Consider the following 13,885-nt stretch of genomic DNA (forward strand, 5'->3'; position numbering starts at 1 on the left):
GGCAACTCCTCATCTTTTCAACACCGTCTTTGCTGTGAAAAAAGCGAAATCCGCCTGGAGGATTTCGCTCATCGGTCACCGATTGTTCGAGTCAAGACGGGTCTCCCGCTTTTCCATCTTGTCATGCCGATCCTTCTCCGTCCGTTGATTATGGGTTCCCGGGGGATTTTCCCGATACGCCTCCACCTCGTTTTGAAACTCTTCATCATAGCCGCGCATCACTATCACCTCCTGCGGTTATTTTGTCCGGATGTTGCTTTTCTGTTTCACGAAACTTTTTTACGCTCCGTTCGTCAATCTATTACAGAGAACTTATTACATTTTATAGGAAGGGTCACCATGCAAACTTTATCACGCACTCGTACGAGAAAAAGACGCCAACGACGAAACCGCCCCTGGCGGCTATTGAAACGCCTTCTATTTATGGGCACGATGACCGCCGCTACCTTTATGCTTCTCGGAGCTACATTTCTGTTCGCTACCGACACGGGAGAGGAGCTTCGGGAATGGGCCGCAGGCACGCTGCTGACGACTCAGCACGATTACTGGGCGCCTTATACATTTTTGCCGGAGGAGAAGCTGGAGGCTCTCAAACAGCAAATCCGCAATCCCATCGTCATTAACTCGGCAGACGAAACCACGAACACGCCAAAGGATGAGCCGGTGGATGAACCATCTGCTGTAGCGATTCCGGAAGTAAAAAAGGAATTGATTGAAATCGAGGAAATCGACGAAAAGCGCAGCAATTATTACTTTAAAGGAAAGATCATGTATATCAGCGATCCGAAACGCGTTCAACTGCTCGTCTCCAATCGGAAGGATCGCGGCGAGCTGCTCGATGAATTTGTCAAAAAGCACAACGCTCTGGGAATTGTAAATGCGAGCGGCTTCTCCGATCCCGATGGTTACGGAAATGGCGTCAAAGCGTTTGGACTTTTGATCAAGGATGGAAAGATTTTGCAGAACTACAACGCAAAAGGCGGGGAAACAGCGCTTGGGATCACTTTTGACGGGAAGCTGATCACAGGGAACTACACAGCCCAACAGCTAGTGGACATGGGCGTGAAAGACGCCATGAGCTTCCGTCCGCAGCTCATCGTCAATGGAAAAAATCTGTTCGCGGACAAGCCGGCAAAAAGCTGGGGGATTCAGCCGAGGACAGCCATTGGTCAGAAGGAAGACGGAACGATCGTATTTGTCGTCATTGACGGACGCCAGCCTGGACATTCAATCGGCGCCAGCATGAACGATATCGCCGAATTGCTGGCTGAGCGCGGAGTGGTTACCGCGATGGCGATGGACGGAGGCTCGAGCTCGATGATGCTGCATAATAACGAAGCGATCACGAAAACGTCCTGCCCGTATTACCGCGGCCGCTATCTGCCTAATGCCTGGGCAGTTATATAGGAGGTTTGGCTTGTACTATCACTTTAGCGAAGACCCGTCGATCATCTGCTTTCATCCGCGACCGCATCCATCCCATCCGTCTCTGGCACCGGTAGTCTGGGCGATCGACCAGGAGAAATCCCCGCTGTACTTTTTCCCGCGGGACTGTCCCCGGATCGGGTTTGGCCGTTCGGCAAAGACCACGCCTGAGGATGCCGCCCGGTTTATGGGATACTCGGATGCTTCCATGATCATCGCTGCAGAGTCAGCATGGTATCAAAGAATCAAAGAAGCAAAGCTGTACAAGTATACGTTCCCTCCCAACCCCTTTGTTTGCTGGGATCATGGGGCCGGCTATTATGTTTGCCACGAGACAGTTACGCCTCTATCCGTGGAGCCAATGGGCGATCTGCTGGACTGCCTGACTCAAGCAAACGTGGAGCTTCGTCTCACTCCTTCTTTGAAGCCCTTGCACGATTCCCTGCTCGATTCCACGATGCAGTTTTCCATGATCCGTCTGCGAAATGCCCGGCTGTAATGACCGGATTCAAAAATATCCGCAAACAGAAAACAGGCAGCCCGTCAAAATGGCTGCCTGTTTGTTATTACAATTTGATCGGTTTTTTGGCCTGATCGAGACTCCACTCTTCCACGTTCCAGACCTGTGTCACCCAGTCCTCGTAAAATTCGGGCTCGTGGCAGACGAGCAATACAGTCCCTTTGAACTCTTTTAAAGCTCGCTTCAACTCTTCCTTGGCCACAACGTCCAGATGGTTCGTCGGCTCGTCGAAAACCAGCCAGTTGGCCTCTCTCTGCAGCAGCTTGCACAGCCGCACCTTCGCCTGTTCACCGCCAGATAAAGCTGTCAGCGAACGATTGATGTGCTCGTTTTTCAGACCGCAGCGAGCAAGTGCCCCCCGTACTTCGTGGTTGTTCATGTGTGGAAACTCATTCCAGACATCATCCAGAGCAGTGACTGGCTTCGGCTTTACCTCCTGCTCGAAGTAAGCCGGGAACAAAAAGTCCCCGCGATCCAGCTTACCGCCCAATGGCGGGATCATCCCCAGCATTGTTTTTAACAACGTCGATTTTCCCACACCGTTCATACCGACGACTGCTACCTTTTCCCCGCGTTCGAGGCTGACCGTAAGCTTGGGCAGGAGGGGATGGGTATAGCCGATCGCCAAATCCTCTGCCGTAAAGACAAAGCGGCTGCTTGCACGGGCTTCCTTGAAAATGAAGGTTGGTTTTGCCGCAGTTTCCGGTTTGTCGATCCGCTCAATTTTTTCCAGCTGCTTTTGGCGGCTTTTCGCCCGTCCGGATGTAGAGGCACGAGCTTTGTTGCGGGCGATGAAATCTTCCATTTTGGAAATTTCTTCTCTTTGCTTTTCGTAGGCGTCAAAGTGCTGGGAGCGCTTCATTTCGGACTGAGCCAAAAAAGACTCGTAATTCCCGGTATACCGGTTCAATTTGGTGAACTCCAGGTGGTAAATCACATTGACGACTTCATTCATGAACGAGGTGTCATGGGAAATCAGGATAAAGGCGTACGGATACTCTTTGAGGTACCCTTTCAGCCAGGTGATATGCTCTTCATCCAGGTAGTTGGTCGGCTCGTCGAGCAAAAGCACGCTTGGCTTTTCAAGCAGAAGCTTGGCCAAAAGCACCTTTGTCCGCTGACCCCCAGAGAGCGCGGACACATCGCGGTCCAGACCGATGGCAGTCAGACCGAGCGCATTCGCGATCTCCTCCACCTTGGCATCGATCAGATAAAAGCCGCTGTTCTCCAGACGGTCCTGGATTTCTCCCATGCGCTCCAACAGCTCTTCCAGCTCTTCAGGAGTCGCTTCTGCCATTTTCTCGCCAATCGCCAGCATTTCGGCTTCTTCTTGCAGCAAAGGCAAGAAAGCATCCTTCAAAACATCGCGGATCGTTTTGCCCGCCTGCAATTTTGTATGCTGGTCCAAGTACCCGTATTGAACCTTCGGCATCCATTCGATTTTCCCTTGATCAGGAATCAACTGCTTGGTCAAAATCCCCATCATCGTGGACTTGCCCGTACCGTTGGCACCGACCAATCCGACCCGATCATTGGGCTGCAGCCGAAAATTGACATCGCGGAATAGTGCGCGATCCGCAAAGCCATGTGATAAATTTTCAACGATCAAAACACTCATAAAGATCCTCCTGCAATATTCTTACGTCAAAAGGAGACGTTCTCAAAGAATTTCGGCTGATAACGCAATTCGTAGCTGGACCCTGTTAAAACTTGCTCATCGAGACGGCGGCGAAGTTCGTTTAACGAAATCTTTTCCATCGCCGTGTTCAAAATAACGGCACGGGCCATTTGCCTGAGCAGCTTGACTTCGTCAGCCAGCGAATCCCCATGCTCTTTTCCGCTGTGGACGATCTCAGAGCGATGGTTGTAGGAGCTCTTGACAAATTGTGCGATCTTTTCCCGCTTCTCGGGCGTGTCTCCGTAATAATACGCCATGCGGAAACGAAGCTTGTAGGTAATCTCCCCTTTTTTCCCGTCAGGGGCAAAGAGGGATTCCAGCGAGATCCAGAGATCGAGCAATTGGTCTTCCAGGCTCTTCTTTTCTAATGACAGGGAATAACGTCTGAGCGCCAATGACGGCAGCGTGATTCCCTCCTCCATAAGCGCGAGGAAAATTTTCTGTGCTTCTTCGTCAAACAAGTATTTATCTCCATCAAGCGATCGCTTGAGGTACGTAATGCCGTACACAGGAAATTTTGCTGTAATGATGTATGGGATCGAGCAGATTCCCCCGGTGGATGCCAGATTCAGCTTGTTTTCAATCTCTTCAATCCAAGTCCGTTCATCCGAATACTTTAATTCGTGCGTTTCCGCAGGATATTCCGCCAGCAAAAAGATACTCGTCAAGTCGACTTTTCGATCGAACAAGTAGCGGCTTTCGTCCATCACGTTGCGAAGATACCGCGAAGCGACGTTATACGGCTTTTCGGCACCAGAAACAAGATGAAATGATTTGGGAAGCTCGATGTGCAGCGGTTTCGTTGTAGTGGTATTAAAAATTGGGGCAATCAATGTCGGCATACAGTCATCTCCTTTCCTGCGTGAAAGCCCAAAAATCGAGTGAAATATCTAATCATACCATAACATATTCGATGACAACACGGTGCTTTTCGCAAATATGCAAGTATTTCCGAGATTGCCTTTTCACTGCCAACATGCTTGTACACAGACTTCCCTTTAGAATACCAGTATTTCCTATGGTTCGTCACTATTTGATTGCGGCATTCTAAAAAAGGAAGGAGTGGATACGATGGAAAAAGAGCATATGCTGGATGAAAATCCGCACCAAACCTACAATAACACCTACGAGCCGATGGAACAAACGGGCAGGCCGATGCCAGGCTCCAAAAAAGTAAAACAAGAAAACCATTCGCGTCAAATCAAGACACGGGAAGGATGGGGCTAGCCCCTTCCTGTTTTTTACAGTGCAAAGATTGAATTGTCCCACAAGGATGAACTATGATGATAACAGTATCCTTGTTGGAGGTCTACAATAATGATTTCAGTCCCTCTTTCGGGCGGCAGCCCTCTTCATCCTACCGTTACTTACAGCGTTTCTCCCCTATTTGAGGCAGCCGCCAGCCTTCACAGCTTGGCCCACACAACGCAGACAAAGGAGCATTCCGACTGGGCAGAGGAACTTCTGTCTGGCTTTGATTCAGAAGGGATCTTGAAAGAATGGGAGTACTTTGCTCCCATCTTTCGCGAGACAATTCCGGATGTTTTGGATCCTGTCCAGACGAAAGAGGTCATGTTCGTAGAAGACCTCTACGGCTACTTTGTTCAGATGCCAACAACATCTTTTACAAAAAGTTTTTTAACACCCGAGGATGGCAGAGAAATCGGCGATGCTCCTCCTGCCATCTATCAGGATGCAAGACAGGATGCCGAATTCGTCAAAGGTCGGTTCTCCCTATTTCTTTCAACGTATTGGCTGCTGTTTTTTGAGGAAAAATGGGAAAAAATCGCTCCGTTGTTTGTGAATGAAGCCGAGAACATTTACGAGGCAATACGCACGCCAGAAGGCTGTATGGCCTTTTTGCAAAAAGTTGCTCCGCTTTTTACATATCGTGAAGAAGAGCAAAAACTGATCTGTGACGATGGAACGACAGAAAACGTCCAGGCAGATCAGCTGATTTTGTGTCCAAGCTATTTTTACGATCAGGTTCGCCTCGTAAAAGAAGGATTATCCACATACCTCATCTATCCGATGAAGAAATGGAAAACGCCCCGTTAAGGGCGTTTTCCGTCTTGGATCATGTGCGCAACGATTAATTTATCCAGTTTTTGACTAATTTTTACGATTTCCGGGTCGAGAAAATTGTAGCCAGCGTTCTTGGCTGCTTGTTCCAACTGCCGGCGAACATCATCAATCATCTTTTGCGTAATCTCCATGGTGTCTACCCCCACCCGACTCGTTCTCCCACTATTTTACATTATTTGATAAACGGTGGAAAGGGGAAATGCTGAAAAAAACCCCGCATCATTTCAGGATGCAGGGTTTCCATAAACGAATTTACTTCATCACATGAATGGGGCGACCCAAAGCCAGCTCCGCTGCTTCCATCGTCACTTCACCCAAAGTTGGATGCGCGTGAATGGTCAGCTCGATATCTTCGAGCGTCGCACCCATTTCAATCGCAAGACCGATCTCCGCAATGATGTTGGAAGCCTCTGGTCCGACGATTTGCGCCCCGAGTACCAGGTTGGTCTCCTTGTCGGCGATCAGCTTGACGAAGCCTTCACCCGCATTGACCGAAAGCGCGCGGCCATTGGCAGCAAACGGGAAGCGTCCAGATACGTACTCGATGCCTTTTTCCTTCGCTTCACGCTCGCTGATCCCTACGCTTGCGATCTCAGGGTCGCTGAATACGACAGCCGGGATTGCTTTGTAGTCGACCTCTGCCGGGTGTCCAGCAATTGCTTCGGCAGCCACTTTTCCTTCATAAGAAGCCTTGTGGGCCAGGGCTGGTCCTTCAACGATGTCCCCGATCGCGTAGACATTCGGGATGCTGGTTTGACCTTGCTTGTCTACGACAATATAACCGCGGTCAGTCAGTTTCATGCCGATATCGCGTACGCCGAGCTCGTCGGTGTTCGGACGACGGCCAACTGTCACGAGGATATATTCAGCTTCGACTTGCTTTTGTTCGCCTTTTACCTCAGCCGTAACGACAACGCCGTCTTCCTTCTCTTCCATTCCTTGTGCCAGCGCTTTTGTATGAATCTCCACGCCCAGCTTTTTCAGCTTGCGGTCAACGAGGCGGGTCATTTCCGCTTCGAAGCCCGGAAGGATTTGATCAGAACCTTCCAGGATGGTTACCTTCGTGCCGAATTTGGCAAACACGGTACCCAGCTCCACGCCGATGTAGCCACCGCCGATTACGACCATGCTCTTTGGAATTTCCGTCAGTGCAAGTGCTTCCGTCGAAGACAGCACACGCTTGCCGTACGGGAAAGCCGGCAACTCGATCGGACGGGAGCCGGTCGCGATGATGCAGTGGTTGAAACGGTAGCGGTTTACATCGTAGCCATGGAATACCCGGACTTCGTTCTCGCTCACAAACAGAGCTTCGCCGGGGATTACCTGGATTTTGTTGCCTTTAAACAGTTTGCCGACGCCACCAGTCAACTGGTTGACGATGCCTTTTTTCCACTCCTGAACTTTGGCAAAGTCTACCTTTACGTTTTCCATGGTAATGCCCATGGCATCTGTATGTTGAGCATGCTCATACGTATGAGCTGCATGGATCATGGCCTTGGACGGGATGCAGCCGACGTTCAGACATACGCCACCGAGCTCGGCTTTCTCTACGACAGCCACGGTTTTGCCCAGCTGGGCAGCGCGAATGGCTGCCACATAACCGCCGGGACCGGCACCGATGACGAGAACGTCTACCTCTGTTGTAAATTCTCCTACTACCATCGCTTGTTATCCCTCCATGACGAGCAGTGTTGGGTTTTCCAAGAGCTGCTTCACGTAGTTGACGAATCGCTGAGCAGGTTCGCCGTCGATGAGTCTGTGGTCAATGCTGAGCGAGAGCGACAGCACTTGGCCAACCACGATTTCACCATTTTTCACAACCGGTTTTTCACTGATGCGGCCTACGCCGAGGATCGCAGCTTCCGGATAGTTGATGATCGGAGTAAAGAACATGCCGCCTGCGGAACCGATGTTTGTGATGCTGAAGGTAGAGCCTTTCAGCTCGTCAGCGGACGCTTTGCGGTCGCGTGCCTTTGCAGCCAGCTCGCTGATTTCGCCAGCGATTTCAAAGATCGATTTGCGCTCGGCAGCCTTCACTACCGGCACAACCAAGCCTTGGTCCGTAGAGGTAGCGATACCGATGTTATAGTATTTTTTGTAAACAATTTCTTGTTTTTCGTCGTCGATGGAAGCGTTCAGTTCCGGGAACTTTTTCAGTCCTGCGACAACAGCCTTGACGATGAATGGCAAATAGGTCAGCTTTACGCCGCGCTGTTCAGCCAGCGGCTTCGCGTCTTTGCGCATAGCGACCAGCTCTGTCACGTCCACTTCATCAAAGATGGTGACGTGCGGAGCGGTGTAAGCAGATTTAACCATTGCTTTGGCAACCGCTCTGCGAATACCTTTGAGAGGCACCCGTTCTTCGATTTCGCCAGCTTGTGCCGCGTAGTGGACAGTCGGAGCTGCCGCTGCTTGCTGTACGCCAGTTGCTTCCGGAGCATCAGAAGCCACTGGTGCTGCCGCTTCAGCTGCTGCAGGAGCAACTGCTGCTCCGCCAGTCAGGAAGCGGTCGATATCTTCACGCGTAATGCGGCCGAGTTTGCCTGTGCCTGGCACATTTGCCAGCGCAACGCCTTTTTCACGAGCGTATTTGCGTACAGACGGCGTAGCCAGTACGTGTTTGCGATCGATTGGTGCCGCGGTTGCTGTCGCTGCAGGTTGTGCGAGCGGAGTATCCATTGCTTGGTTTGCGTTTGCGCTTACCTGGGAGCCAATATCGCAGCCCGGTTCCATTTTCTCTTCGACAGCCGGTGCTGCTGCTTGACTGTCTCCATGACCATGGTCAGGGAGATTCGGGATTTCGCCCTCCACGTCAAATTCGATCAGCGGATCGCCGACTACGCAGACAGTGCCTTCCGTAACTTTCAGTTCCAGTACCTTTCCTTTTACAGGAGATGGAACTTCCACTACAGCCTTGTCATTTTGCACTTCCATGATAACTTGGTCTTCTTCAACGGTATCCCCCGGCTTGACATGCCATTTGACGATTTCGCCCTCATGGATGCCCTCGCCAAGCTCCGGGAGTCTAAAAGTAAAACGACTCACGCTATCTCCTCCTCAATGAGGTTGTTTGTACAAGCATAACTATCCATTATGGAAAAAGAGTTGCCTAAAGAAGGCGGAAAGCAATCTCTTTCCGCCGGGTATGTGATTAAAAATCGAGTACTTGGGTCAAACCGTCTACGACGCGTTTCACATCTGGCAGCCAGATGTCTTCTGCTTGTGCGAACGGGAAGATCGTATCCGGTGCAGTAACGCGAAGCACTGGCGCTTCCAGGTGCAGAATGGCGCGTTCGTTGATTTGAGCGATGATTTCGGCAGCTACGCCGGATGTTTTTTGCGCTTCCTGCACCACGATGGCGCGGTTGGTTTTCTTCACGGACGCGACAATCGTGTCGATGTCGATCGGGTTTACTGTGCGCAGGTCGATCACTTCCACTTTCGCGCCGCGAGCTTTTTCCAGCTCTTCAGCCGCTTTCAGACTGGTATGAACCATAGCGCCGTAGGTGATGATGGTAACATCGCTGCCCTCTTTCACTACGTTTGCTTTGCCGAGTGGAATGGTGTACTCGCCTTCCGGTACTTCCTGACGGAAAGAGCGGTACAGTTTCATGTGCTCCAAAAATACAACCGGATCGTTGTCGCGGATGGCAGAGATCAGCAAGCCTTTTGCATCGTACGGATTGGATGGGATGACCACTTTCACCCCAGGCGTTTGCATGATCAAGCCTTCCAGCGAGTCAGCGTGCAGCTCAGGCGTTTTTACCCCGCCGCCAAAAGGAGAGCGGAATGTGATCGGGCTGTTGTAGCGTCCGCCGGAACGGAAACGCATACGTGCCGCCTGAGAGGCGATCGCGTCAAATGTCTCGAATACGAAGCCGAAAAATTGGATTTCGGCAACCGGACGGAATCCGTTGACGGAGAGGCCCACAGCCAGGCCGCCAATTCCGGACTCGGCAAGCGGCGTGTCAAATACGCGCTGCTCGCCGAACTCGGCTTGCAAACCTTCTGTTGCACGGAATACCCCGCCGTTTTTACCCACGTCTTCACCGAAGACGAGAACGGTTTCGTCGCGTTTCAATTCAACGCGCATTGCGTCCGTAATGGCTTGAACCATTGTCATTTGTGCCATGGGTTATTTCGACTCCTTTGCCAGATATTCCGCCTTTTGCTCTTCCAGTTCAGGCGGCAGTGTTTCGAACATAACGTCGATGAGGTCGCTAACTTTCATTTTCGGCGCTTCGTCCGCTTTCTTGATCGCGTCAGCAACCGCTTGTTTTGCTTCTTCGATAACCGCTTCCTCGTCTTTTTCGCTCCACAGCCCTTTGTTTTCCAGGAACTTGCGGAAGCGAATCAGCGGGTCTTTTTGTTCCCATTCGCTTTGCTCTTCGCCAGTACGGTAGCGAGTCGGGTCGTCACCAGCCATTGTGTGCGGACCATAGCGATAAGTAAGCGCCTCGATCAGAGTCGCTCCCTCGCCGTCAATACCGCGTTGCTTCGCTTCGCTCACAGCATGGTACACAGCAAGAATGTCCATACCGTCTACGCGCGCGCTGGCGATACCGGCAGCTTTTGCTTTTACAGCAACGTTTTCAGCAGCTGTTTGCTTTTCAAACGGCACGGAGATAGCGTATCCGTTGTTTTGCGAGAAGAAAATGACTGGCAGCTTGTAAACGCCGGCAAAGTTCATCCCTTCGTAGAAATCACCCTGGGACGTTGCGCCGTCACCAAAGTAGTTGATCGCTACGCGTTTTTCACCGCGGAGCTTGTAGCCCATCGCAATACCTGCAGCCTGTGTACATTGAGCAGCGATGATGATTTGCGGCATCAGAACGTTGACGTCTTCTGGAATGCGTCCGCCCTCAATGTGACCACGGGAGTAGAGGAAAGCTTTGTGCATTGGAAAACCGTGCCATACCATTTGCGGAATATCGCGGTAGCTTGGCAGGATGAAGTCTTCTTTGGAAAGGGCAGCCTCGGAACCGATCATTGCGGCTTCCTGGCCGGCAACCGGCGCATAGAAACCAAGACGGCCTTGGCGGTTCAAGCTGATTGCACGTTGGTCCCACACACGGGTAAAGACCATTTTGCGCATCAGATCGCGCAATTCATCATCAGAAAGCTTGGGCATGAGATCAGGACGAACAACGGTACCGTCCGGAGCAAGAATTTGCAGCGGAGTGTTGTTACCCGTTTGTTCAACAGCAGTAGTCACGCTCATCACATTCACCTCGTCACTGGATTATAAAGCGGGAAAGGTTAATTGCGCAGAAAGTCGCCGTGTTGAAAGTGCTTACAACCACTTTCGCACAACCCTGTTATACCTCAGATAAAATAACTGTTCAATGTGTTATAGTATTGATATTACAGGGTTTATTTCCTTCCTGTTATCATTTACTATAAAATCTGTATCAGTTTTTTTCAAGGATTAGTTTGGAATTTCGTTTAGGAGTTGAGATGAAATCCCATGTCAGACTATGTAAAAAGAACGATTGTCAAAGAAGAAATTCCCAGCGTCTATTTGGATTCGCCCCGCTCCGTAAAGGTATATCTCCCCCCCGGATACAACGAGCTGCTCTCCTATCCCGTCGTCTACTGCCAGGATGGGAATGATTTTTTTACCATGGGTCGGATTGCCACGATTGCCAATCAACTGATCCTCGACGAAGGAGTGCCGCCCTTTCTCGTTGTCGGCGTCTCCGTGGAGAGAAGCAAACGGACAAGCGAATATTCCCCTATCGGATCGCGGCACGAGGGGTACAAGCGTTTCTTTATAGAAGAATTGATCCCCTACATCGAAGAGCGTTATCCGGTACGGAAAAATCCGGAAGCGCGCGTGCTGGCGGGCGATTCGCTTGGCGGAACCGTCTCCTTGCACATCGCTTTGGACGAACCCGCTCTCTTTCCGAATCTGCTCTCCCTGTCGGGGGCGTATTTCCAGCCTACTTTGGACCAACTGTCCGCTGCAGACGACCTTTCTTGGCTGAATGTCTGGATGGTGGTTGGACTGGATGAAACAACTGTCGAAACACACATGGGAACCTTTGACTTTGTGGAATGGAACCGCAAAACAAAAGACATTTTTGAAAAAAAGGGCGCTTCGCTTTCCTACCGGGAGAAGCCGGGAAACCATGTCTGGGGCCTGTGGCAAAAAGAATTGCCGGATGGCTTGCGACACTTTTTTCCGGCCTCCGATCTGTAGTTGTCCGCCTGCAACCGTCTATAGTCCGTTGATCTCCCGAATATCGGCGTAGCTGTAGTAACTGCCATCCGTCAGGAACAATCCCTGGTGGGTGGCTTTTTCGATTTCTCCCGCTACTTGCCGTTCATCGCTCAGGACAATGTTGACAACTTTGCTTTCGTCCCGCTGCATCTGATTTTGGACCTGCTGACGCTGTTTCGCGGAAATCATTTGAATCCCTCTTTCCCTTTTGTTGGATACTCGTAGTATTCCTTTGCAAAGGTCGATTTACTCCCCTGCTCTCATCAGGTGAGCGCCTTGTTGCCCGGCTGACTGGTGTCGATTCGCGAGACCCCTACTATGCCGCGGAGCTTCTTTCGCTTGAGTGAGATGGCACATTTTGGGGCAAACTCTACCCAAACTCGCAAATCCGAGCTTGTCATTCGGAGCTAAGAATTCACCTGGAAAGGATTCACCCAGATGAAGCCGTATGCAAAGTCCCACTCCCCGGAGCTTGTCCCCTCTCTCAGCGACAATCTGGAGCATATCTTGACGCTGCTCGGAAACAGCTCCGATATCGTTTATAGAGAAATGTCCTTGGGCGAGACAGAACGCAAGGCTGTCGCCATCTATGCAAAAGGGATGGTTGACCAGCAATTTTTGTACAGTCAAGTATTCGGGGTGATCTCCCGGCGCTTTCTCACAGAGGTGGAGGCCAGTCCCCCAGACTATCCGCAAAACCTGAAACATTTTGCACAGCATGCGAGCACATTCGGGGATATTTCAGTGGTATACAAATCTGATCAATGTGTCTCGGAGATATTGGCCGGAAATACTTGCGTTCTCTTCGACGAGTATCCCGGCGCCGTCATATTTGGAACGGCTAAGGACAAGTCCCGGCAGCAAGAGGAGCCTGCCAGCGAAGCCCTCGTACGTGGTCCGCGGATCGGTTTTGTAGAAGAGGTGAATGAAAATACAGCGATTCTCCGCCGGCGGTTGAAGGATCCCCATCTGACCTTTGAATCTTTATTTTTGGGCAGGCGGGCACGAAAAGAGGTCATCATCTGCTATCTGCGCGGGGTAACGAATCCGGATCTGGTGAATGAGGTAAGACGGAGACTGCAAAAAATCGACATCGACGATCCGATTGAATCCGGGTATGTTGAGAACTACATTCAGGACAACCCCTATTCTCCCTTTCCGCAGGTTCAAAATACGGAACGGCCGGATCGCGTGGAGGGCGCGCTTTTGGAAGGCCGGGTTGCGATTCTGATCGATGGTACGCCTTTTTCACTGATCGTCCCCGTAACGTTCCCCATGCTGATGCAATCGCCGGAGGATTACTACGACCGCTGGATTCCCGCTTCACTCATCCGCATGCTCAGGACATTGGCGCTATTCTTTGCGCTTTTCTTGCCTGCGTTATACGTAGCGCTCGTCTCCTACCATCAAGGACTCATCCCGACGAAATTGGCCATCTCTATTGCGGGTACGCGAGAGGGAGTTCCGTTTCCCACCATTGTAGAAGCGATGTTTATGGAAATAACCATTGAGCTCTTGCGGGAGGCTGGTTTGCGCTTGCCAAAGCCTGTCGGTCAAGCAGTGGGAATAGTAGGGGGCCTTGTCATCGGACAATCCGCTGTCGAAGCGGGTATCGTCAGCCCGATCATGGTGATTGTCGTTGCGTTGACGGCCATTTCGTCCTTTGCGTTTCCACAATACCCTGCTGCCATCGCGATACGTCTGCTTCGTTTCGGGATGATGCTGGCCGCCTCTATTTTCGGTCTATACGGGATCATTCTCGTATTTGTCTTGATCACCTCTCATGTGGTAAGACTCAAAAGCTTTGGCATCAATTATGCGGCTCCATATGTCCCCAATCGTGTATACACGTGGAAGGACCTGTTCCTTCGCTTGCCCTTGCAGACGCTGTTAAAATTCCGGCCAGCGATGTTCAAGCCGCTCGACCGAAACCGTTCCGATCAATCAAAGTAAA

General features: G+C 51.1%; 15 protein-coding genes. 6 read left to right on the plus strand and 9 right to left on the minus strand.

Translation table 11 applies throughout. The features are described from left to right. Positions 1 to 75 precede the first annotated feature (75 nt). On the minus strand, positions 76 to 219 hold the full coding sequence (locus NST96_RS15250) for a hypothetical protein (RefSeq protein WP_003385710.1): 144 nt from the start codon (positions 217 to 219) through the stop codon (positions 76 to 78). 120 nt (positions 220 to 339) lie between these two features. On the opposite strand from NST96_RS15250, the gene NST96_RS15255 reads away from it, so the two are divergent. Continuing rightward, positions 340 to 1,407, plus strand: coding sequence for a phosphodiester glycosidase family protein (locus NST96_RS15255; RefSeq protein WP_172920795.1), 1,068 nt, complete (start codon positions 340 to 342; stop codon positions 1,405 to 1,407). A gap of 10 nt (positions 1,408 to 1,417) precedes the next feature. Next, positions 1,418 to 1,924 carry a DUF6886 family protein gene (locus tag NST96_RS15260; protein ID WP_227277615.1) on the plus strand — a complete coding sequence of 169 codons (507 nt, stop codon included), beginning with the start codon at positions 1,418 to 1,420 and terminating at the stop codon, positions 1,922 to 1,924. Between the two features lie 67 nt (positions 1,925 to 1,991). Here NST96_RS15260 and NST96_RS15265 read toward each other — a convergent pair whose 3' ends face one another. Further along, positions 1,992 to 3,563 carry an ABC-F family ATP-binding cassette domain-containing protein gene (locus NST96_RS15265; RefSeq protein ID WP_122958334.1) on the minus strand — a complete coding sequence of 524 codons (1,572 nt, stop codon included), beginning with the start codon at positions 3,561 to 3,563 and terminating at the stop codon, positions 1,992 to 1,994. Positions 3,564 to 3,589: 26 nt separating this feature from the next. Further along, positions 3,590 to 4,465 carry a HEPN domain-containing protein gene (locus NST96_RS15270; protein WP_003385714.1) on the minus strand — a complete coding sequence of 292 codons (876 nt, stop codon included), beginning with the start codon at positions 4,463 to 4,465 and terminating at the stop codon, positions 3,590 to 3,592. A 229-nt stretch (positions 4,466 to 4,694) separates the two neighbouring features. Here NST96_RS15270 and NST96_RS15275 point away from each other — a divergent pair, with 229 nt between their 5' ends. Both NST96_RS15275 and NST96_RS15280 read left to right on the plus strand, forming a co-directional pair. Continuing rightward, complete coding sequence (locus NST96_RS15275; protein ID WP_340701332.1) at positions 4,695 to 4,850, plus strand: small acid-soluble spore protein P; 156 nt, start codon at positions 4,695 to 4,697, stop codon at positions 4,848 to 4,850. 90 nt (positions 4,851 to 4,940) lie between these two features. After that, on the plus strand, positions 4,941 to 5,681 hold the full coding sequence (locus tag NST96_RS15280) for a hypothetical protein (protein WP_039070974.1): 741 nt from the start codon (positions 4,941 to 4,943) through the stop codon (positions 5,679 to 5,681). Here NST96_RS15280 and NST96_RS15285 read toward each other — a convergent pair. From NST96_RS15285 to pdhA, 5 genes are all read right to left on the minus strand, one after another. Beyond that, complete coding sequence (locus NST96_RS15285) at positions 5,678 to 5,854, minus strand: aspartyl-phosphate phosphatase Spo0E family protein (protein ID WP_003385717.1); 177 nt, start codon at positions 5,852 to 5,854, stop codon at positions 5,678 to 5,680. The genes NST96_RS15280 and NST96_RS15285 overlap by 4 nt on opposite strands. Before the next feature lie 106 nt (positions 5,855 to 5,960). Continuing rightward, complete coding sequence (gene lpdA, locus NST96_RS15290) at positions 5,961 to 7,370, minus strand: dihydrolipoyl dehydrogenase (protein ID WP_003385718.1); 1,410 nt, start codon at positions 7,368 to 7,370, stop codon at positions 5,961 to 5,963. Positions 7,371 to 7,376: 6 nt separating this feature from the next. Beyond that, positions 7,377 to 8,753, minus strand: a complete 1,377-nt coding sequence (locus NST96_RS15295; RefSeq protein ID WP_003385720.1) for a dihydrolipoamide acetyltransferase family protein — start codon at positions 8,751 to 8,753, stop codon at positions 7,377 to 7,379. A 106-nt stretch (positions 8,754 to 8,859) separates the two neighbouring features. Next, positions 8,860 to 9,840: an alpha-ketoacid dehydrogenase subunit beta gene (locus NST96_RS15300; RefSeq protein ID WP_003385721.1), complete on the minus strand. Its 981-nt coding sequence runs from the start codon at positions 9,838 to 9,840 to the stop codon at positions 8,860 to 8,862. A gap of 3 nt (positions 9,841 to 9,843) precedes the next feature. Next, positions 9,844 to 10,929, minus strand: coding sequence for a pyruvate dehydrogenase (acetyl-transferring) E1 component subunit alpha (gene pdhA, locus NST96_RS15305; protein ID WP_003385723.1), 1,086 nt, complete (start codon positions 10,927 to 10,929; stop codon positions 9,844 to 9,846). A gap of 246 nt (positions 10,930 to 11,175) precedes the next feature. On the opposite strand from pdhA, the gene NST96_RS15310 reads away from it, so the two are divergent. Further along, entirely contained in the window at positions 11,176 to 11,910 is a 735-nt protein-coding gene (locus NST96_RS15310; RefSeq protein WP_003385724.1) for an alpha/beta hydrolase-fold protein, read from the plus strand. A gap of 18 nt (positions 11,911 to 11,928) precedes the next feature. Here NST96_RS15310 and NST96_RS15315 read toward each other — a convergent pair whose 3' ends face one another. Next, positions 11,929 to 12,120, minus strand: a complete 192-nt coding sequence (locus tag NST96_RS15315) for a hypothetical protein (RefSeq protein WP_003385725.1) — start codon at positions 12,118 to 12,120, stop codon at positions 11,929 to 11,931. Between the two features lie 249 nt (positions 12,121 to 12,369). Here NST96_RS15315 and NST96_RS15320 point away from each other — a divergent pair, with 249 nt between their 5' ends. Continuing rightward, positions 12,370 to 13,884, plus strand: a complete 1,515-nt coding sequence (locus NST96_RS15320) for a spore germination protein (protein WP_003385726.1) — start codon at positions 12,370 to 12,372, stop codon at positions 13,882 to 13,884. Position 13,885: the final 1 nt, after the last annotated feature.

The sequence above is a fragment of the Brevibacillus sp. FSL K6-2834 genome (assembly GCF_038592925.1).
Classification (GTDB): Bacteria; Bacillota; Bacilli; order Brevibacillales; family Brevibacillaceae; genus Brevibacillus; species Brevibacillus borstelensis.

What these genes read in the sequence shown, in the direction of transcription:
- NST96_RS15250 (WP_003385710.1), bottom strand. Translation starts at nt 219, where the DNA reads ATGCGCGGCTATGATGAAGAGTTTCAAAACGAGGTGGAGGCGTATCGG.
- NST96_RS15255 (WP_172920795.1), top strand. Translation starts at nt 340, where the DNA reads ATGCAAACTTTATCACGCACTCGTACGAGAAAAAGACGCCAACGACGA.
- NST96_RS15265 (WP_122958334.1), bottom strand. Translation starts at nt 3,563, where the DNA reads ATGAGTGTTTTGATCGTTGAAAATTTATCACATGGCTTTGCGGATCGC.
- NST96_RS15270 (WP_003385714.1), bottom strand. Translation starts at nt 4,465, where the DNA reads ATGCCGACATTGATTGCCCCAATTTTTAATACCACTACAACGAAACCG.
- NST96_RS15275 (WP_340701332.1), top strand. Translation starts at nt 4,695, where the DNA reads ATGGAAAAAGAGCATATGCTGGATGAAAATCCGCACCAAACCTACAAT.
- NST96_RS15280 (WP_039070974.1), top strand. Translation starts at nt 4,941, where the DNA reads ATGATTTCAGTCCCTCTTTCGGGCGGCAGCCCTCTTCATCCTACCGTT.
- lpdA (WP_003385718.1), bottom strand. Translation starts at nt 7,370, where the DNA reads ATGGTAGTAGGAGAATTTACAACAGAGGTAGACGTTCTCGTCATCGGT.
- NST96_RS15300 (WP_003385721.1), bottom strand. Translation starts at nt 9,840, where the DNA reads ATGGCACAAATGACAATGGTTCAAGCCATTACGGACGCAATGCGCGTT.
- pdhA (WP_003385723.1), bottom strand. Translation starts at nt 10,929, where the DNA reads ATGAGCGTGACTACTGCTGTTGAACAAACGGGTAACAACACTCCGCTG.
- NST96_RS15310 (WP_003385724.1), top strand. Translation starts at nt 11,176, where the DNA reads ATGTCAGACTATGTAAAAAGAACGATTGTCAAAGAAGAAATTCCCAGC.
- NST96_RS15315 (WP_003385725.1), bottom strand. Translation starts at nt 12,120, where the DNA reads ATGATTTCCGCGAAACAGCGTCAGCAGGTCCAAAATCAGATGCAGCGG.
- NST96_RS15320 (WP_003385726.1), top strand. Translation starts at nt 12,370, where the DNA reads ATGAAGCCGTATGCAAAGTCCCACTCCCCGGAGCTTGTCCCCTCTCTC.